This is a genomic window from Rhodococcus sp. CH91, assembly GCF_022554085.1.
Taxonomy (GTDB): domain Bacteria; phylum Actinomycetota; class Actinomycetes; order Mycobacteriales; family Mycobacteriaceae; genus Rhodococcus.
Map to the genome: position 1 here is coordinate 362,279 of NZ_JAKFYR010000002.1, position 19,331 is coordinate 381,609.

Sequence of the window (19,331 nt, forward strand, 5' to 3'; positions counted from 1 at the left end):
CGTCTGCATACCGTGAGTATGTCGAACGACCTCTCACACAGGAGCGCAGATGGAACGCACCCTTTTCGAGCCCGAGCACGAACTCTTCCGGGAGTCGTACCGGAAGTTCCTCGAACAGGAGGTGGCCCCCTTCCACGAGCAGTGGGAGAAGGACAAGATCGTCGACCGCGAGGTGTGGAAGAAGGCCGGCGCGCAGGGCTTCCTCGGCATGGCGGTGCCGGAGGAATACGGCGGCGGCGGAATGGACGACTTCCGCTACAACGCCATCATGGCCGAGGAGACCACGAAGCTGGGCTTCAGCGGGCTCGGGTTCATGCTGCACAACGATGTCGTCGCCCCGTACCTGCTCGAACTCGCGACCGAGGAACAGAAGCAGCGCTGGCTGCCCGGATTCTGTTCCGGCGAACTCATCACGGCGATCGCGATGACCGAGCCGGGCACCGGCAGCGACCTGCAGGGCATCAAGACTCGCGCGGTACGCGACGGTGACGACTGGGTCCTCAACGGCGCCAAGACGTTCATCACCAACGGCATCCACTCGGATCTGGTGATCGTCGTGGCCTGCACCGATCCGGAGAAGGGCGCGCAGGGCTTCTCGCTCCTCGTCGTCGAGCGCGACATGCCCGGCTTCGAGCGTGGACGCAACCTCGACAAGATCGGCCTCGACGCCCAGGACACGGCGGAGCTCAGCTTCAACGACGTGCGCGTCCCCGCGGCCAACCTGCTGGGACAGGAGGGGATGGGCTTCATCTACCTCATGCAGAACCTGCCGCAGGAGCGTCTCGCCATCGCGGTGGTCGCGGCTGCCGCGATGGAGCGCGTGCTCGACGACACGATCCAGTACTGCCGCGACCGCAAGGCCTTCGGCAAGCCGATCGGCAAGTTCCAGAACACCCGGTTCGAGCTCGCGGAGCTCGCGACCGAGACCCAGCTGGCCCGGGTCTTCGTGGACCGGTGCATCGAACTGCTCAACGAGAAGAAGCTCACCGTCCAGGAGGCCGCGATGGCCAAGTACTGGACGACGGACAAGCAGGTCGAGCTGATCGACCGCTGCCTGCAGCTGCACGGAGGCTACGGCTACATGCGTGAGTACCCGGTCGCGAAGGCGTACCTCGACGCACGTGTGCAGAAGATCTACGGCGGCACGAACGAGATCATGAAGGAAGTCATCGGACGCGGTCTGAACATCTGATCGGTGTGCGAGAAGGCCGGGGTGGTTCCGCAGCGCGGAGCCACCCCGGCCTCGTTCGTCCCGGAGAGCAGCGGGATCAGAGTTTGCGGACGACCGTGACGACCTTGCCGAGCACGACGGCGTCGTTGCCGGGGATGGGATCGAACATCGGGTTGTGGGGCATCAGCCAGACGTCCCCGTCGACCCGCTTGAAGGTCTTGACGGTGGCTTCGCCGTCGAGCATCGCCGCGACGATGTCGCCGTTCTCCGCGACGTTCTGCTGGCGTACGACCACCCAGTCGCCGTCGCAGATCGCGGCGTCGATCATCGATTCACCCACGACCTTCAGCAGGAACAGTGAGCCCTGGCCGACGAGTTCGCGGGGTAGGGGAAAGACGTCCTCGACCGATTCCTCGGCGAGGATCGGACCACCGGCCGCGATTCGCCCTACGACGGGAACCATTGCAGCGGACGGGATCTCGTCCGCCGACGAACCGGCGAGCACCTCGGGGGATGCCTCGACGGCGGGGGATGGCTCGAGTCCTCGCACGTCGACCGCGCGAGGGCGGTTCGGATCCCGTCGCAGAAAGCCCTTGCGCTCGAGTGTGCGCAACTGGTGTGCCACCGACGACGTCGAATTGAGGCCGACGGCGTCGCCGATCTCCCGGATGCTCGGTGGGTAACCCCGTTCGCTGACCGAATCGCGAATGACCTCGAGGACGCGCCGCTGGCGCTCGGTGAGGCCCGTGGAGTCGTCGGTCGTGGACCCGCCCCGGCGGGCTGTGGATGTTCCGTCCGCCTTCATCGTGACCTCCGTGCGGCGAGTGTCGGATGGGTTGCAAGTTGTCTTTCGAATCTATCGACATCGCGCGCGTATATCAAACAGATGTTCGACATTCACCCCGGGAAGTGCTGACGCGCGAACGCGGCCCGTGGTAGAAAATTCGAACACACATTCGTTCGAACGGATGATCGAAGGATCGGCGCAGTCGCAGAACACGCCCAGCGCAGGCGCAGATCACGCACGGCGACACGGAGGCTTCCGATGAGCAGAGCGGTTCGAATGCACCCAGCAGTTCCGGCGAAGGCGGCAGGTCAGGTGGACGTGTGGGTGCCGACCCGGGCGGTCACGATGCGGCTCGACGCCGGCGTGCGCGACGTCCCGCGGATCGTGGCCTCCGCGTCCTGCGGTCCCACCCCGGGCACCCCGCGAGTGAGGGCGTATCCCGCCGCACCCTCTCGTGAACCACTCCACCGCCGGTCGCAGATCAGGTGGTCGAGCCGAGCGGAGGAGGGGGCGAGCCCGCGGCACGTGGTGGCGACACTGCTTCTCACCGCCCTGGCCACGATCATGCTCCTCACGCTCGCGCACGTGCGCACCGAACAGGTGATCACCCGGACCGCCGGCGTCGACGCGACGATCGTCCGCGAGGCGGACACACCTACGGGGCCCGGCCGGGGATGACGGTGCCGTGAACCGCAGCGACCCGCACCCCACGCCCGAACCGGACAGGCGGGTATTGTCTAACACTGTCAGTCACACCACTCCGTGTGGCCGCGGCGGTGTCGGTCCACCCGCGGGTGGAGACGGTTCCGGTCGGGAGGCATTGCTTCGACGCCGACGCCGCGACCTGCACGGGCACGACGAAGGAACCTACATGTACTGCCCGTATTGCCGCCATCCCGACTCCCGGGTGGTCGATTCGCGCGAGGCAGACGAGGGCGCGGCGATCCGTCGCCGGCGGGCATGTCCCGAATGCGGCCGGAGGTTCACCACCGTCGAGACCGCGGTGCTGTCCGTCGTCAAGCGCAGCGGGGTGACCGAGCCGTTCAGCCGCGAGAAGGTCGTGCGTGGTGTCGCGCGCGCATGCCAGGGCCGCGATGTCGACAACGACGCGCTCAACAAGCTCGCGCAGCAGGTCGAGGATGCGGTGCGTGCGAAGGGGTCGCCCGAGATTCCCAGTCACGAGGTGGGGCTGGCGATTCTCGGGCCGCTGCGCGATCTCGACGAGGTCGCCTACCTGCGGTTCGCATCGGTCTACCGGTCCTTCAGCTCTGCCGAGGATTTCGAACGCGAGATCCGGGAACTGCGGCAGCAGCAGAGCTCCCGGTCCGCCGCCGACACCGACTGACCGTCACCGGATCGCGTCGACCGCCTTCAGGACGCGCTTCTCCGACACCGGAATCCGGGTGCCGAGCCCCTGCGCGAACAGGCTCACGCGCAGTTCCTCGATCATCCAGTAGATCTCGACCACCTCAGGGGCGGTGCGTCGTTCCTCGGGCAGGCGTGCGAGCAGCTTGTCGTACGCCCCGTAGACCCGGTCGAGCACGTCCATCCCGGCGGCATCCCGGTGGGCGCTCGCAGGCAACGCCTCCAGGCGCTGCGCGGCGGCTGCGAGATAGCGCGGCAGATCGGCGAGACGACGCGAACCCAACTCGGTGACGAATCCGGGGAACAGCAGCGACTGCAGTTGCTCGCGCACGTCGTCGGCTGCTTCGCCGGTGAGCCGGTCGAGCAGGACACCCACTTCGTGGCCGCGTGACAACACGGGCACCAGCGCTTTCAGCAGTCGTGCGACCCGTCCGGGCAGCTGAGACCGCACGGTCGCCGCGAGCCGCTCGAACTCCTCGGGCGTGCGGACGGCGGCGCCGTGCGCAGCGATCAGGTCGTCCACCGCACAGGCCCGGCAATCCTCGATCAGAGCGTCGAACGAACCGTCCGGATTGGTGCCGAGGGCGAGTCGTTCCATGTTCGTCAGACCCGAGGTGACGGCCTTCGCCTTCGTCGGCGCCGAGGCGAGCAGCAGGGCGCGCAGTCCTCGGCGGGTTGCGTTCTGCTGGGCCTGCGGCGTACTGAGCACCCGCACGGCCACGCCGTCCCCTTCGGGGACCAGCGCCGGATAGCCGGTGACCTGCTGGCCGCCGACCTCGCGGGTCACGGTGGCGGGCAGGCTCCCGAGAGTCTCGGCCGTCCACACCACCGCGGCGGCGCGTTCGGTCCCCGAGGCTGCCCGGGAGACCTCGGCGTCGACTCGCGACGACAACTGCGTGCGGAGTGCGGCGAGGCTCTTGCTGCGCCCGAGCACCTTTCCCTTCTCGTCCACGGCGGCGAAGGTCATCCGCAAGTGGCCGGGGAGCGCCTTCGGATCGAAGTCCGACGGTTCGATGGTGCACCGGCCGAGCCGCGACAGTTCGCGCGCCATCGCGTTGACGAGGGGTTCGGAGCGCGGGGTCACCGACGCCAGGGCGGCCGCGGCGAAGTCGGGAGCGGGAACCACTTGACGCCGAAGATGTTTCGGCAGCGTCTTGATGAGAGCGGTCACCAGTTCGGTGCGCATCCCGGGCACCAGCCAGTCGAACCCGACGTTGCGCAGGTTCGCGAGCAGGGCGACGGGGACACGGGCGGTGACGCCGTCCTCCTCCGTACCCGGCTCGAACTGGTAGGTGAGGGGGAACTGGATCTCGCCCTGCCGCCAGGCATCCGGATAGTCGCCCTCGAGGACCGAGGCGGCGTCCTGATTGACCACCGTCTCCGGTGTGAACGTCAGGAGGTCGGGTTGCGTCCGCCGTGTCTTCTTCCACCATGTGTCGAAATGCCGGGCCGAGACCACCTCCGGCCCGATCCGCCGATCGTAGAAGTCGAACAGTGTCTCGTCGTCGACGACGATGTCGCGGCGCCTCGCCCGATGCTCGAGTTCCTCGACGTCCTCGAGCAATGCCCGATTGTCGTGGAAGAACGTGTGCTGCGTCCGCCATTCGCCCTGGACCAGAGCGTGACGGATGAACAGTTCCCGGGAGACCTCCGGATCGATCCGGCCGTAGGGGACCGGCCGCGCAGCGACGAGCGGAATGCCGTAGAGGGTCACGCGTTCGTACGCCATGGCCGATTCGCGTCGCGTCGACCAGTGTGGTTCGGAATAGGTGCGCTTGATCAGATGTGGGGCGAGCTTCTCCACCCACTCCGGCTCGATCCGTGCGGCCGTCCGTGCCCACAGGCGGGAGGTCTCGACGAGTTCGGCGGCCATCACCCAGCGCGGAGGCTTCTTGAACAGCGACGAGCCGGGGAAGATCGCGAATCGCGCCCCGCGGGCTCCGAGATAGTCACGCTTGTCGCCCTCACGGAGACCGATGTGCGAGAGCAGCCCTGCGAGCAGGGAGCGATGCACCTCGTCGGCGTTCACCTCGCGGTGGTGTGTTTCCCAGCCCATGCCTACGGTGATCTGCCGCAGCTGCCCCTGCAGATCCTGCCATTCGCGGATGCGCAGCCAGTGCAGGAACTCGTCGCGGCAGAGTCTGCGGAACCGGCCCGACGACAGGCTCCGGCGCTGTTCCTTGAGGTAGTCCCACAACCGCAGATACGCGAGGAAGTCGGAGCCCTCGACGGCGAAGCGCGCATGCTTCTCGTCGGCGGCCTGCTGGAACTCGGCGGGGCGTTCGCGCACGTCCTGAATGGACAAGGCCGAGACGATGATGAGCACCTCCCGCAGACATCCGTTGCGGTGCCCTTCGACGATCATGCGTGCCATCCGCGGATCGACGGGCAGCCGGGCGATCTCGCGGCCGGTCGCGGTCAGGCGGGGGCCCTCGTCCTTCTTCGCGGGTTCGAGAGCGCCCAGTTCTTCGAGGAGCGCGATACCGTCGCGGATCGCTCGCGGGTCGGGAGGTTCGACGAACGGGAACTCCTCGATGTCGCCGAGACCGAGTGCGGTCATCTGCAGGACGACGGAGGCGAGGTTGGTGCGCAGGATCTCCGGCTCGGTGAATTCCGGACGGCTGTCGAAGTCGTCTTCCGAATACAGGCGGATGCAGATGCCGTCGGCCACACGGCCGCATCGTCCGGCCCGCTGCCGCGCGGAGGCCTGCGAGATGGGTTCGATCGGCAGTCGCTGCACCTTGGTGCGCACCGAGTACCGGGAGATCCGCGCGGTACCGGGATCGACGACGTAGCGGATTCCCGGAACGGTCAGGGACGTCTCGGCGACGTTGGTGGACAGCACGACCCGCCGGCCCGTGTGGGGCGTGAAGACCCGATGCTGTTCGGCGGCGGACAACCGCCCGTAGAGGGGGAGGATCTCGGTGTTGCGGAGCTTGCGATCGTGCAGAGCGTCGGCGGTGTCGCGGATCTCGCGTTCGCCGGAGAGGAAGACGAGGATGTCTCCGTCACCTTCGCGCTGGAGTTCCTCGACGGCCTCGCACACCGCGTCGACGGGGTCGCGGTCGACGAGCGTGTCCCCGACTTCGACGGTCAGTGGACGGTAGCGCACCTCGACGGGATAGGTTCGGCCCGAAACCTCGACGATGGGTGCGGGCGTGCCGTGCGCATCGGCGAAGTGCCGCGCGAAGCGTTCGGGGTCGATCGTCGCCGAGGTGATGATCACCTTCAGATCGGGGCGGCGCGGGAGCAACTGGGCGAGATAACCGAGCAGGAAGTCGATGTTGAGGCTGCGCTCGTGGGCCTCGTCGATGATGAGCGTGTCGTACTGCCGCAGCAGCCGGTCGCGCTGGATCTCGGCGAGGAGGATGCCGTCGGTCATGAGCTTGACGAGCGTGGAATCGGAGACGTGATCGGTGAACCGGACCGTGTAGCCCACGGTGTCCCCGAGTTCGGTGTCCAGTTCCTCGGCCAGTCGCTCGGCTACGGCCCGCGCCGCGATGCGCCTCGGCTGGGTGTGCCCGATCAGGCCGCGGACGCCGCGCCCGAGTTCGAGGCAGATCTTCGGCAGCTGCGTCGTCTTTCCCGAGCCGGTCTCACCTGCGACGACCACCACCTGATGGTCGCGGATCGCCGCCGCGATGTCGTCCTTGCGCTGCGAGACGGGTAGGTCTTCGGGGTACCGGATCTCGGGGACCGAGCCTGCGCGGGCGACGAGCCGGCCGCGCGCGGTCTCGATCTCGGCGGCCACCGCGGCGACGGCATCGGCGTCACGCGCCCGGTCCAGGCGGCGTCGGAGCCGGTTCTCGTCACGCAGCGAGACCTCGGACAGGGCGGCGCGCAGTTCGCGACGGTTCGGGGCGGGGGAGATGGACATGCTGATCAGACAGCCTAGCGAAACGGCCCGATCGGGGCCGGTCGGGCCCGGAACTCAGCGGCCGAGCGCACGCACCCGAGTGACCACCTCGGCGAAGACGTCCCTGTAGGGAGCGTGGACGGTGACGTGCGTGAATCCGTATCGCTCCCGGTTGCGCACGATCCGGCGCGCCATCTCGTCGATCGTGCCGATCAGCACGAACGGGGAGTCGAGCAGGTCCGCGGCGTCGATCGCGTGGTCGAATCGGGCAGCGAGCGCGGCGGCGGTCGCCGCCCGGTCCTCCGTCTCCACGACCGCCTGGAGCAGGGTGTGCCACTCGACGTCGTCGGCGCGTGCTCCGGCCCGGGCCCGCGCGAACGCGACACGTTCGTCGGCCTCGACCGCGGTGGCGAGGCGGAACGTCCCCGGCGGCCGTCCCGGTATCTGGAAGACACCCGCGATACTCACGACGTCCGCACGGGTCGCTGCGAGCGTGAGTATCCGGTCGCCCGTCCCTCCGATGATCAGCGGCGGGCCGTGCCCACCGAATCCGCGGTGCTGCAGCGGGCCGAGCACCGGAAGATCGAACGCCTCGCGCGCGGCGTCCTGCTCGGCGTAGGCGGGCTCGGCGAACGCTCGCTGCAGCTCCGCCACGGTGTCCTCGAGCCGGTCGGCCCGCTCGTCGAACCGTTCCCACGGGATCCCGGCCGCCTCGAACTCCCATCGCATGTGCCCCGCGCCCAGGCCGACCTCGAGGCGGCCGCCGGTCAGCACGTCCACCGTCGCGATCTCGCGTGCGAGCAGTACCGGATTGACGAACGCAGCGTTGAGCACCAGGGTGCCCAGCCGCAACCGCTCGGTGGCGTGGGCAGCGGCGACGAGAACCGGGAAGGGGGCAGGGACACCGAGATGGTCGGCTGCATACAGCGCGTCGTAGCCCGATTCCTCGGCCTTCCGGCAGTCGCGGGCGAACGACTGCGCAGACCCGAGGCGAAAGATGTTGACGGAGAATCGGAACTCGGTCATGGACCCAGAGTGAACGGTGCGGGCCGTTCGCACCAGAGTCGTTCCACCCGCATACGATGCGATGGTCGTGGCCGGTCGTGGACGGGAGCTTGTCGTGGGTGCGTTGTGGCACGGATTCGCCGATATGGGCGCGATCGAACGGGACGGCGCCTTCGTCGTCACCCGCGGAGAGGGCGCGTACGTCTGGGACGATGCCGGACGTCGCTATCTCGACGCCACCGCGGGCCTGTGGTTCACGAATGTGGGACACGGCCGTACCGAGATCGCGGACGCGATCGCCGCGCAGGTCGCGAAGGTGGCCCACTATTCGAATTTCGGCGACCTCACCTCCGAGCCCGCGCTCGAACTCGCCGAACGGCTCGCCGGGCTGGCTCCGGTGCCCGGCAGCAAGATCTTCTTCACCTCCGGTGGGTCCGATTCGGTGGATTCGGCGGCCAAGCTCGCGCGTCGCTACTGGCAGGAGGTCGGAAGACCGGACAAGAGGCTTCTCGTCTCGCGCGAGAAGGCGTATCACGGCATGCATGTCGGAGGCACCTCGCTCGCCGGCATCCCCGTCAACGGTGAGGGCTACGGCCCGTTGTGGGAGGACACCGCGCAGGTGCCGTGGGACGACGCCAAGGCGCTGCTCGAACTCGTCGATTCGGTGGGTGCCGACAGCATCGCGGCCTTCTTCTGCGAACCCGTCATCGGAGCGGGTGGGGTCTACCTGCCCCCGGAGGGTTATCTCGCCGAGGTGCGGGACATCTGCCGGGACAACGGCATCCTGTTCGTCGTCGACGAGGTGGTCACCGGGTTCGGGCGGATCGGCGGTTCGTGGTTCGCCTCCTCGCGGTTCGACCTGCGCCCCGACATGATCACCACGGCCAAGGGGCTGACCTCCGGTTATCTGCCGATGGGGGCACTGTTCGTCGCTCCGCACGTCGCCGATCCGTTCTTCGCCGGAGGTGTGTGGTGGCGCCACGGATACACCTACGGAGGGCACGCCGCGGCTGCGGCGGCCGCCCTCGCCAATCTCGACATCATCGAGCGGGAGAACCTGCTCGCGGAGGCCGCGCGGATCGAGAGGACGTTGCACGACACGCTCGCACCGCTCGCGGAACATCCCCGTGTCGCCGAGGTGCGCAGCGGTCTCGGCGCGGTCGCAGCCGTCCAGCTCGCCGATCCGTCCGAGGCACTCGGATTCGTCAAGACACTGCGGCAGCACGGCATCTCAGGACGGGCAGCGGGTCAGGGAGCGATGCAGATCTCCCCGTCGTTCGTCATGACCGACGACCAGATCACCGATCTCGCCGACGGAATCGCCGCAGCACTCGGCTGATTCGTTCCTTCGGCCCGGGACGCACCTCGGTGAGGGGGAGTTCGGTGCCCCCGTCGCGTGCGGCGAGCGACCGCGCGTAGCGCTCGTGCAGGACGGAACGCACCTCGTCGGGGCTGTAGTTCCGGCGCTGTCTCTCGTTGCGTGCGGCGACCGCGCCCGTTGCCGCCACACCCACGAGCCCGGCGAGTCCGACGAGCTTCCACCACTTCCCACCGCGCGACGCCATGGGGCAGACCCTATCGGCCGGTGGGCATGGCAGGCTGACGGCATGGACCAATCGCCGGGAACGGATCGGATCGCCGCGCGTTCGCGGGTCACCCTCGACGAGGCCGTCGACACGACACGCACGGGCGACATCTGGATCTTCCGAGGTGCGACACCTGCGGACCGGGCGATCCGGACGCTGACCAACGCCCCGGTCAACCACGTCGGGATGACGGTGGCGATCGCGGATCTGCCGCCGCTGATGTGGCATGCGGAACTGGGGCGGAGCCTGCCGGACATGTGGACGGGCAGGTACCAGCGCGGCGTCCAGCTGCACGATCTGCGCAGTGCGGTCCAGGTCTGGGGTGCGCGCTACGGGCAGCGCGGCTGGTTGCGGCAGATCTCGGTCGCGGTCACCGCCGACCAGGAGGATCAGTTGCTGCGCACCATCGCCCGCCTCGACGGCACTCCTTTCCCGTCGACGGCGCGACTCACGGGGCGGTGGCTGGCGGGCCGGCTGCCGCGTCGGCGTCGCGCCGGCACTCCTGCGCCCTCCGGCCGAGGTCGCCGCGCCGATGCGTCCGACATCCGGCTCGAGAGCGCGTACTGCGCGGAAGTGGTCGGGTTGACGATGGAGGAGATGGGGCTGTTGCAGCAACGACGGCGGGGGAGCAACTGGTACGACCCCGGCCGGTTCTGGAGCGGTGACCGGCTTCCGCTCGCTCCGGGAGTGGACTTCGGCGGGGAGATCGAGGTCGTGCTCGGGGCGGCGGATCTCGCTGCGGGCAGGGCCGCGGGATCGATGCCTCCCTCGTGATCGCGTCCCGTGAGGGCGCAGATGTCCTGTCGCTGCTGACAAAAGGATAAGGTGATAGGTCGCACTACACTCATAGGCGTGACCGATCAGAGTTACCAGCCCACCCTGTCGCAACTGCGCGCGTTCGTGGCGGTCGCCACCTATCGGCATTTCGGAACGGCGGCAGCGCGCCTCGAGGTCAGTCAGCCCACCCTGTCGCAGGGTCTGGCGGCGCTGGAGAACGGATTGGGTGTCCGGCTCATCGAGCGGAGCACCCGCCGCGTGCTGGTGACGCCCGAGGGTGCGCGCCTGCTGCCCTACGCGGAGGTCGTGCTCGACGCCGCCGAAGGTTTCGTCGACGCAGCCGCCGGTGTGTCGGACGGCTTGTCGGGTCCGCTGCGAGTGGGGCTGATCCCCACGGTCGCGCCGTACATGCTCCCCGAAGTTCTGCCTGCGCTCGACGAGGCGATGCCGGCGCTGTCGTTGCAGGTCGTCGAGGATCAGACGGCGCGGCTCCTCGACGCGCTGCGTGCGGGGACGCTCGACGTGGCCGTCCTCGCGCTCCCGACCGAGGTACCCGGGGTGATCGAAGTTCCCCTCTACGACGAGGATTTCGTGCTCGTCCTCCCGGTCGGGCACGACCTGGCCGGACGCGCGGATGTCGCGGTCTCGGCACTCGACGACGCACAGTTGCTGCTGCTCGACGAAGGTCACTGCCTGCGGGATCAGACGCTCGACCTGTGCCGGTCCGCCGCCGCGCGCCCGTCCCTCGGCGACACGCGGGCGACCTCGCTGTCGACGGTGGTGCGGTGCGTGGCCGGGCGACTGGGGATCACACTCGTCCCCGCCTCCGCGGTAGCCGTCGAAACCGCCCGGGGAGATCTCGAGGTCGCGCACTTCGCGCAGCCGGCCCCCGGCCGCCGGATCGGACTGGTCTTCCGGTCGTCGTCGTCGCGAGGGGTGGACTACCGTCTCCTCGCCGAGACCATCCGTCGCTGCGTTCCGGTGACCTGCCGACCGGTCGCCTGACGAGGCCGAGGATCAGCGGCGCCCGCGACGGGGCCGGCCGGGACGAGTGCGGGCCGACGCGCCGGTCCGGCCGGACGTCCCGGTCTCCCGTGCGCGCTTCTTCGGTGCCGAACCCTTCCGTTCGCCTCGGCGGGAGGCGGCCGGAGCCTCGGACTCGGGCGTTTCCCGACGGCCGCGCGAGCTGTTCGCCGTCCGCCCTCGGACGATCCCGACGAACTCGTCGACGAGCTCGGTCGTGCGGTCGGTGAGCCACACGAGACCCACCTGGGAGGCCGGGGCGTCCACCACGGGCCGGTAGGTCAGATCCCGCCGATGATGCAGGCGAGCGAGCGATTGGGGAGTCACGAGGATCCCGACCTCGGACGCGACATGGGAGACGGCGTCCTCGGTGGTCGGGGGACGCTCGAAGGCTTCCTCTCCCGGTAACGCCGCCCAGTCCAGGACGTCGTCGAGAGGATGCAGAACCGTCTCCTCGGCCAGGTCGGCCACCGAGACTTCGTCGACCGCCGCGATCACGTGCTCCTTGGGGACCACCACGACCGAGACCTCGGTGTAGAGCGGGATCACGGACAATCCGTCCCGTTGCAACGGCAATCGGAGCAGGGCGATGTCGGCCGCACCCTCACGCAGCGGAGCCGCCCCGGCCGTCGAGTCGACGGGGACGAGTTCGATGGGGATCCCCGGCATCCGGTCCTTCCATACCCGAACCCACTTGGCAGGGGTGACACCCGGGACGTAGGCCAGCCGGAAGGGCGGCGGGGTCTGTTCGCTCACCGGACCAAGGTTACTTCCCGCGCGCGCCGCATCAGCCCTCGACGATCTCGAACTCGTCGAAGACGACCTCACCGGCCGCATCCGACTCCGCGAGATTCACCTCGCCGACGAGTGCCCAGCCGTGATCGCCCTGCGGATCGTGCAGGGTCTGGCGTACCCGCCACAGGTCGGGTCCGGTCTCGACCGAGAACAGGGCCGGCCCACGCGCATCCGGACCGGTGCCGATCTCGTCGTACTCCTCGAAATACAGTTCGAGCAGGTCCTCCCAGTCCTCGGCGTCGAGACCGTCCCCGAGGGTCGCGAGTTCGTCCCAGCGTCTACGGGAGGCCAGTTCGACCCGCTTGAACATCGCGTTGCGCACCATGATCCTGAACGCGCGCTCGTTCGCCGACAGCGGCCGCGGGGCATCGGAGCCGAAGGCGATCTGCTGCCCGTCGCCTTCGGCGCCGGGATTGGTCAACGATTCCCATTCGTCGAGCAGGGACGAATCGACCTGCCGGACGAGTTCGCCGAGCCATTCGGTGATGTCGTCGAGTTCCTCGGTCCGGGCGGCGTCGGGAACGGTCTGCCGCAGCGCACGGTAGGCGTCCGCGAGATAGCGCAGGACCAGCCCTTCGGAACGGGCGAGGCCGTAGTGGGAGACCAACTCCGAGAAGGTCATCGCGCGTTCGATCATGTCGCGCACCACGGACTTCGGAGACAGCGGGAACTCCGCGACCCAGGGGTGCCCGCCACGATACGTCTCGAAGGCCGGCTCGAGGATCTCGACGAGCGGCTTCGGCCAGGTGACCTCTTCGAGCAACTCCATCCGCTCGTCGTACTCGATACCGTCGGCCTTCATCTGCGCGACCGCTTCACCTCGTGCGGCGTGCTGCTGTGCCATGAGCACCTGCCGCGGGTCGTCGAGGGTCGACTCGATCACGGAGACGACATCGAGAGCGTAGGTGGGCGAATCGATGTCGAGCAGTTCGATCGCGGCGAGGGCGAAGGGCGAGAGCGGCTGGTTCAACGCGAAGTCGCGTTGCAGATCGACGGTGAGCCGGGCGCGGCGTCCGAACTCGTCCGGTACGTCGAGCTGTTGCACCACTCCGGCCTGCAGCAGACCGCGGTACAACGAGACGGCCTTGAGGATGTGCCTGCGCTGCGCCGGACGCGGTTCGTGGTTGTCCTCGAGCAGATGCCGCATCGCATCGAAACAGTTACCGGGGCGCGCGATGACGTTGAGCAGCATCGAGTTGCTCACGGAGAACCGCGACTGCAGCGGCTCGGGGGAGGCGGTGATCAGCTTGTCGAATGTCCCCTCGCCCCACGAGACGAATCCCTCGGGTGCCTTCTTGCGCTGTACCTTGCGGCGCTTCTTCGGGTCGTCGCCCGCCTTGGCGAGGGCTCGGACGTTCTCGATCTCGTGCTCGGGCGCCTGCACGACGACGGTGCCCATCGTGTCGAAGCCGGCTCGACCCGCACGGCCGGCGATCTGATGGAACTCGCGGGCCTTGAGCTGCCGCGTGCGGGTTCCGTCGAACTTGGTCAGCCCCGTCAGCAGGACGGTGCGGATGGGAACGTTGATCCCGACCCCGAGCGTGTCGGTTCCGCAGATCACCTTGAGCAGGCCGTCCTGCGCGAGTTTCTCGATCAGGCGCCGGTATTTCGGAAGCATGCCCGCGTGATGAACGCCGATTCCGTGACGGACCAGGCGCGACAGGGTCTTGCCGAAGCCGGTCGAGAACCGGAACTCGCCCAGCGCGTTCGCGATCGCTTCCTTCTCGGGCTTCGTGCACATGTTCACGCTGGTGAGCGCCTGGGCACGCTCGAGCGCGGCGGCCTGGGTGAAGTGCACGACGTAGACCGGGGCCTGGTGGGTGGTGACGAGTTCCTCGATCGTCTCACCGATAGGGGACTGGGAATACGAGAACGACAGCGGCACCGGACGTTCGGAGCCGGAGACCTCCACAGTGGGTCGGCCGGTGCGGCGGGTCAGATCCTTCCGGAGGAAGGACACGTCGCCGAGGGTGGCCGACATGAGCAGGAACTGGGCATTCGGCAGCTCGATCAGGGGAACCTGCCATGCCCAGCCCCGATCGGGCTCCGAATAGAAATGGAACTCGTCCATCACGACCTGCCCGATATCCGAATCGGGCCCTTCGCGGAGCGCGAGATTCGCGACGATCTCGGCGGTCGCGCAGATGATCGGCGCCCCCGAGTTCACCGACGCGTCGCCGGTCATCATGCCCACCTTGTCGGCTCCGAAGACGTCGCACAGGGCGAAGAACTTCTCGCTCACGAGCGCCTTGATCGGGGCCGTGTAGAAGGTGCGCTTTCCTTCGGCGAGGGCGAAGAAGTGTGCGCCGAGGGCCACCATGGACTTTCCCGAACCGGTGGGGGTGGCCAGGATGACGTTGGAACCGGCGACGAGTTCCATGAGCGCTTCTTCCTGCGCCGGATAGAGAGTGATTCCCCGATCCGCCGTCCAGGTGGTGAACGCGTCGAACAAGGCGTCGTCGTCGACGGGGTCGGGTATCAGATCCGGAAGCAGCACCTCTCCAGGCTAGTCGTCCGGGGAGTCACCGTCCGCGCCGGTCACGTGGCGCTGCGCTCGTCGGAGCCCATCGCGCCCAGCACGGCCATCCGTGTCTCCGGCCGGCCGGTGATCTGCGCTTCGCTCACGCCGGACACGAGCAGCCTGCGCCATCTCTCCTCGTCGAATTCGAGGGGAGCGGTGTTCTCCAGGAAGTCCTCGACGACGCGCAGGAAGCGCAACGGATCGTCGCGGAACGGGAAATGGCCGGCACCCCGGAAGATCTCGAGGCGAGAGCCGGGCATCGCCGAATGGGCGAGATAGGCGTGCGCGACCGGGATGACGCTGTCGTGATCGCCCCAGATCAACTGCACGGGCAGGTTCTCGGTGAGATAGCAGCGGTCGAGCATCGTCACGACCTGCCCACGCCAGTCGACGACCGCCCGCAGAGTGCGCAGGTACGCCTCGTAGGCCGTCGGGTCGGGAAGATTGCCCAGCACCCGCACGAGATCCGAGGTGTCGTGCAGCAGCGCACCCGGTCGTAGCGGTGAACCGTTGATCTGTGTCAGTGCGGCGCCGGCGGCGCGCAGGAGCGGCATCGCGCCGGGCAGCCTGAGGATCTTGAGCGCGTCGCTCAGGATCGGCACCGAGATCAGGCGAAGTGCCGGATGGACGTCCTTGGTGACGCCGCCGGACGAGACGAGCACGAGCCGGTCGACCATGCGGGGGAACTGGTAGGCGAACTGCATGGCCACACCGCCGCCGAGGGAGTGGCCGATCACGGTGACGGACTCGATCCCGAGGACGGAGAGCAGATCGCGCATACCGTTCGCATAGGCGGCCACCGAGTAATCGGCGCGCGGCTTGTCGGATCGGCCGTGTCCGAGCAGGTCGGGGGCGATGACGGTGTACTTCTCCGCGAGATGCGGGATCACGTCCTGCCAGGTGGACGAGTCGTCGCCGATGCCGTGGACGAGCAGCAGCGCGGGGCCGCTGCCGGCCATGCGGAATGCGCGCCGGTAGCCGTGGATGGTCCGGAACACGATACGCGGCTCGTTGTCCGGGACCGGTCGGAGTTTCCGTGCGCGCGGTGGAACCATGTGCGTCTCCTGCGACATCGGTGATCGCGTGGTGTCCGTGTCCGGACCCGCCGGGTACGGACGCCACTACCACTGTGGCATGCCGCCGAAGCGTACCGCCTGTATGTGACGCGGACAACGACGATTGTGACGTTCATGAAACATCCGGTGTCCCCGTTATCGGCGACTCCGTTACCGACACCGGCGCCCGCGGGGTGCCGGTGTCGACGCGGGGGCGCCGTGTCAACGCGGCCCGGAGTCGTCTCCTTCGTCCTCGGGTTCCGGACGGTCCTCCGTGGGATCGGCGCCCTGTCTGTCGTACTCGGCGAGGAACCGCTCGAACTCCGCGCCGAGCTCCTCCCCGGTGGGCAGACTCTCGTCGGTCGGCAGGGGAGAGGTCTGCTGCTCCTGGGCAGCGACATAGCTGTCGTACTGCCGCTCGAGTGCGTGCACCACGCCGAGGACCTCGGCGTTGTCCTCGATGTGCTCGTCGATCTGCTCGCGGACGCGGGCGGCGGCCTCGCCGAGAGCCTGCATGGGCAGTTCCAGTCCACCGACCTCGGCGACGTTCGTCAGCAACGTCTCCGCCGCGGCCGGATAGTCGGTCTGTGCCAGATAGTGCGGCACATGCACCGAGAAGCCCACCGATTCGTGACCGTGCTGGCCCATCCGGTATTCGAGCAGGGAGGACACACCGGCGGGCACCTGAAGTTCGCCCGACCAGCGGTGATGCCCCGCGATGAGGTCCTTGTTCGTCGAGTGCGCGGTCACCGCGAGCGGCCGGGTGTGGGGGATCGCCATGGGAATGGCGTTGAGCCCGATCGTCCGGCGCACCCCGAACTGTTCCGCGAGCAGACGCACCGCGGTGATGAAGCGCTCCCATTTGAGGTCCGGCTCGGCACCGGCGAGCAGCAGGAAGGGGGTACCCGCCTCGTCGATGAGCGCATACAGATTCAGTTCGGGCTCCGCGTAATCGGAGAAGTGGTCCGCCTTGAACGTCATGAGCGGCCGGCGCGACCGGTAGTCGATCAATTCGTCGACGGCGAACGAGGCGACGAGTTCGGTCTCCAGGTTCTCTCGCAGGTGGGTGGTCGCCAGGCGCACCGCGTGGCCCGCATCGGCGAACCCTTCGAGACCGTGCACGAGTACCGGTCCCTCACCGTCCGACGAGGTGAGCTGAGGAGCCGGGAACTCCAACTCGTACATACGGGACTGCTCGTCCATCTGCGAACCACTCCGATCACACTTCGTCTCGGCATCGACGCCGGGGCTTCCCGACGTGGCATGGTGGTGTCCGAGTCTAATTGAAGCCACGACGGCCGATTCCGGGGTGCGCACCCTGCCCGACGTCGACGATCCACGGAGGTCCAGGGTGACCCATCGCGATGCCCGGCCGGGGCACCGCACGTCCGCCGTGCTCCTCGCGTGCGCCCTTCTCGTCCCGGCGTGCTCGAGCACGATCCCGGGAGATCCTCGACCCGAACCGGCGGCGCTGACCGCCACAGCGGCCGATCCGTCCCGGGCCCGGCCACCGGCCGAACTGCTGTTGCCGCCCGAGCGTTTCCCCGAGTCCTATCCCGCAGTGGTCCTCCCTGCGGCGGCCGTCGCCCAGGCCGCGCCCGACCTGACCGGCATCCAACCGGGCTCGAAGGTCGATCCGGGCGGATGCCTGCCACCGGTCCAGGACTACGGACCCGGCGGCACCGCGATGGCCGTCGGCACGGACGACGCCAGTCGCGCGACGATCAGCGTCGAGATCGCGAGGTCCGTCCCCGGCCTCGAGGAGTACCGGACCTACCTCTCGGAGTGCTCCAGGGTCGAGGCCACCGTCCGCGGAATCACCTCCACCGTGGTCACCGTCCCCGAAGACGACCCCACCCCGCCCGTCGCAGGCGCACAGACCCTCGCGCTCACCCGCACGGTGCGCTCGGGCCGGGACGCAGCGGGGGTCACCCAGTCGATGACCACGCGCGTCGCGCAGATCGCGGACGTACGCGTGACGGTGACGTACATGTCCTTCGACGCGGCCCCGCCCGACGTGGGCACTCTGGACCGGGTGTTCCGCGACGCCGTCGTCCACGCCGCCCGGCCCTGACGAACGGGCGGCGAGACCGGCATTCCCTGCCGACGGACGGCGTCTGCCCCGACCGGTTCGGCCGTCGGGTGCGCGAGTTGTCCACATCCTGCCGGTTCATCCCCAGAAACCCGCAGAACGCCTCCGGGCGAGGGTGCCCGTTCGTCCTCGTAGGCGACGGTCGGAGCATGACCACTTCCACACCGTCGTCCTCACATCCGCTCCGCCTCGCCGATGCCGGCGAGGTCATCGCTGCACTGCCCGCACTGATGGGTTTCCCGCCCACGCGATCGATCGTCGCGATGTGCCTGACACCGACCGGTGAGACGCCGACCCGGCCGAACGGCAGGGTCGCGACCATCGGCGCGGTGATGCGCCACGACCTCGTCGTGCCCCGTAACGGAGAGCCGGTGCCCGAACGAATGCGGGCGGCGTTCCGGCGTTTCCGTGCGGTCTGCGCCCGCGAGGGAGCCGATTCCGTGGTGGCCGTCCTCGTGGACGAGAGCCTGACGGATCGGCACGATCCGGAGATCGCCGAATTGTGCAGACTCGTCGACGAATTCGCAGACGTCCTCGACACGGCCGGCATCGAACTGTCGGGCGTCTACGCCGTCCCCGAGATCACCGGCGGGGCCGAGTGGTTCGTGCCCGGACAGGATGTCACCGGCAGCGTCGCCGACCCCTCGGCCTCGATCGTCGCCGCGGCGCGCGTGTTCGAGGGCAGTCCCATCCGCGGTTCCCGCAGCGAACTCGAAGCGCTGCTCGAACCGTATCCGCCGACCGTGCGGCACGAGATCGCGCGGTGCCTGGACCAGGTCGTCGAGACACGCGACCGCGAGTACGAGCGCTGGGCGCGTGAGGGTGGCGGAGAGCGCGCGGACCGTCGCGAGCTCGACACCGTGCTCACACACGTCCGCGCGTACGCCGAGGGAGTCGAACCCGGCCCGGCCGAGTGCGCCGAAATCGCGGTACTCCTGGCCAACCGGACGGTGCGCGACGCGGTCATGGGACTCGCGACCGGTCCTCTCGCCCGCCCCGCGGAACGCCTGTGGACCGAACTCGCCCGCGCTCTGCCCGACCCCGAACGCGCGGACGCCGCGGCACTGATCGGCTTCGGAGCGTACGTGCGGGGCGACGGACCGTTCGCGGGCGTGGCACTCACCGCCGCCCTCGGCTCCGACCCCCGTCATCGGCTCGCGGACCTGCTGGACCAGGCGCTGCAGGCCGGGCTGCGACCCGAGGCGATCCGTGGTCTCGCGGAGACCGGCCACGAGATCGCCGCCCGGCTGGGCGTCGTGCTCCCGCGCGACGACGAAACCAGCTGAACTGCAGCACGG

Annotated in this window: 16 protein-coding genes; 8 read left to right on the forward strand and 8 right to left on the reverse strand. The window is 68.6% G+C overall.

The genetic code is table 11. The annotated features are described in order from the left end of the window. Positions 1 to 49: 49 nt before the first annotated feature. Positions 50 to 1,192 (forward strand): acyl-CoA dehydrogenase family protein, encoded by a 1,143-nt coding sequence (locus MOM01_RS05340; protein ID WP_241384345.1) that lies wholly within the window; start codon positions 50 to 52, stop codon positions 1,190 to 1,192. Between the two features lie 76 nt (positions 1,193 to 1,268). On the opposite strand, the gene lexA is transcribed toward MOM01_RS05340, so the two are convergent. Next, the gene (gene lexA, locus MOM01_RS05345; protein ID WP_241384346.1) at positions 1,269 to 1,976 is read right to left on the reverse strand and encodes a transcriptional repressor LexA; all 708 of its coding nucleotides are present in this window, start codon (positions 1,974 to 1,976) and stop codon (positions 1,269 to 1,271) included. A 240-nt stretch (positions 1,977 to 2,216) separates the two neighbouring features. On the opposite strand from lexA, the gene MOM01_RS05350 reads away from it, so the two are divergent. Beyond that, on the forward strand, positions 2,217 to 2,636 hold the full coding sequence (locus MOM01_RS05350) for a hypothetical protein (protein ID WP_241384347.1): 420 nt from the start codon (positions 2,217 to 2,219) through the stop codon (positions 2,634 to 2,636). Between the two features lie 193 nt (positions 2,637 to 2,829). Beyond that, on the forward strand, positions 2,830 to 3,303 hold the full coding sequence (nrdR, locus tag MOM01_RS05355) for a transcriptional regulator NrdR (RefSeq protein ID WP_241384348.1): 474 nt from the start codon (positions 2,830 to 2,832) through the stop codon (positions 3,301 to 3,303). 3 nt (positions 3,304 to 3,306) lie between these two features. On the opposite strand, the gene hrpA is transcribed toward nrdR, so the two are convergent. After that, positions 3,307 to 7,200, reverse strand: a complete 3,894-nt coding sequence (gene hrpA / locus MOM01_RS05360) for an ATP-dependent RNA helicase HrpA (RefSeq protein WP_241384349.1) — start codon at positions 7,198 to 7,200, stop codon at positions 3,307 to 3,309. A gap of 54 nt (positions 7,201 to 7,254) precedes the next feature. Beyond that, positions 7,255 to 8,205 (reverse strand): TIGR03621 family F420-dependent LLM class oxidoreductase, encoded by a 951-nt coding sequence (locus MOM01_RS05365; RefSeq protein WP_241384350.1) that lies wholly within the window; start codon positions 8,203 to 8,205, stop codon positions 7,255 to 7,257. 61 nt (positions 8,206 to 8,266) lie between these two features. Between MOM01_RS05365 and MOM01_RS05370 the strand changes: the two genes are divergently transcribed. Then, the gene (locus MOM01_RS05370) at positions 8,267 to 9,523 is read left to right on the forward strand and encodes an aminotransferase family protein (protein ID WP_241384351.1); all 1,257 of its coding nucleotides are present in this window, start codon (positions 8,267 to 8,269) and stop codon (positions 9,521 to 9,523) included. Here MOM01_RS05370 and MOM01_RS05375 read toward each other — a convergent pair. Beyond that, positions 9,483 to 9,749 carry a hypothetical protein gene (locus MOM01_RS05375; protein ID WP_241384352.1) on the reverse strand — a complete coding sequence of 89 codons (267 nt, stop codon included), beginning with the start codon at positions 9,747 to 9,749 and terminating at the stop codon, positions 9,483 to 9,485. The two genes, MOM01_RS05370 and MOM01_RS05375, sit on opposite strands and share 41 nt — an antisense overlap. A 42-nt stretch (positions 9,750 to 9,791) precedes the next feature. Between MOM01_RS05375 and MOM01_RS05380 the strand changes: the two genes are divergently transcribed. Both MOM01_RS05380 and MOM01_RS05385 read left to right on the forward strand, forming a co-directional pair. Beyond that, on the forward strand, positions 9,792 to 10,544 hold the full coding sequence (locus MOM01_RS05380; RefSeq protein WP_241384353.1) for a hypothetical protein: 753 nt from the start codon (positions 9,792 to 9,794) through the stop codon (positions 10,542 to 10,544). 78 nt (positions 10,545 to 10,622) lie between these two features. Continuing rightward, a complete protein-coding gene (locus MOM01_RS05385) occupies positions 10,623 to 11,552 on the forward strand; it encodes a hydrogen peroxide-inducible genes activator (RefSeq protein WP_241384354.1) in 930 nt (309 codons plus the stop codon). Between the two features lie 12 nt (positions 11,553 to 11,564). On the opposite strand, the gene MOM01_RS05390 is transcribed toward MOM01_RS05385, so the two are convergent. From MOM01_RS05390 to MOM01_RS05405, 4 genes are all read right to left on the reverse strand, one after another. Next, positions 11,565 to 12,326, reverse strand: a complete 762-nt coding sequence (locus MOM01_RS05390; RefSeq protein ID WP_241384355.1) for a LysR family substrate-binding domain-containing protein — start codon at positions 12,324 to 12,326, stop codon at positions 11,565 to 11,567. 31 nt (positions 12,327 to 12,357) lie between these two features. Continuing rightward, positions 12,358 to 14,862 carry a DEAD/DEAH box helicase gene (locus MOM01_RS05395; RefSeq protein ID WP_241384356.1) on the reverse strand — a complete coding sequence of 835 codons (2,505 nt, stop codon included), beginning with the start codon at positions 14,860 to 14,862 and terminating at the stop codon, positions 12,358 to 12,360. Between the two features lie 41 nt (positions 14,863 to 14,903). Continuing rightward, entirely contained in the window at positions 14,904 to 15,941 is a 1,038-nt protein-coding gene (locus MOM01_RS05400) for an alpha/beta fold hydrolase (protein ID WP_241384357.1), read from the reverse strand. Positions 15,942 to 16,163: 222 nt separating this feature from the next. Next, complete coding sequence (locus MOM01_RS05405; protein ID WP_241384358.1) at positions 16,164 to 17,144, reverse strand: proteasome assembly chaperone family protein; 981 nt, start codon at positions 17,142 to 17,144, stop codon at positions 16,164 to 16,166. 148 nt (positions 17,145 to 17,292) lie between these two features. On the opposite strand from MOM01_RS05405, the gene MOM01_RS05410 reads away from it, so the two are divergent. Together MOM01_RS05410 and MOM01_RS05415 are read left to right on the forward strand one after the other, a co-directional pair. Beyond that, positions 17,293 to 18,015: a sensor domain-containing protein gene (locus tag MOM01_RS05410; RefSeq protein WP_241384359.1), complete on the forward strand. Its 723-nt coding sequence runs from the start codon at positions 17,293 to 17,295 to the stop codon at positions 18,013 to 18,015. Between the two features lie 167 nt (positions 18,016 to 18,182). After that, entirely contained in the window at positions 18,183 to 19,319 is a 1,137-nt protein-coding gene (locus tag MOM01_RS05415) for a DUF4192 domain-containing protein (RefSeq protein ID WP_241384360.1), read from the forward strand. The last annotated feature ends 12 nt before the right edge of the window (positions 19,320 to 19,331 follow it).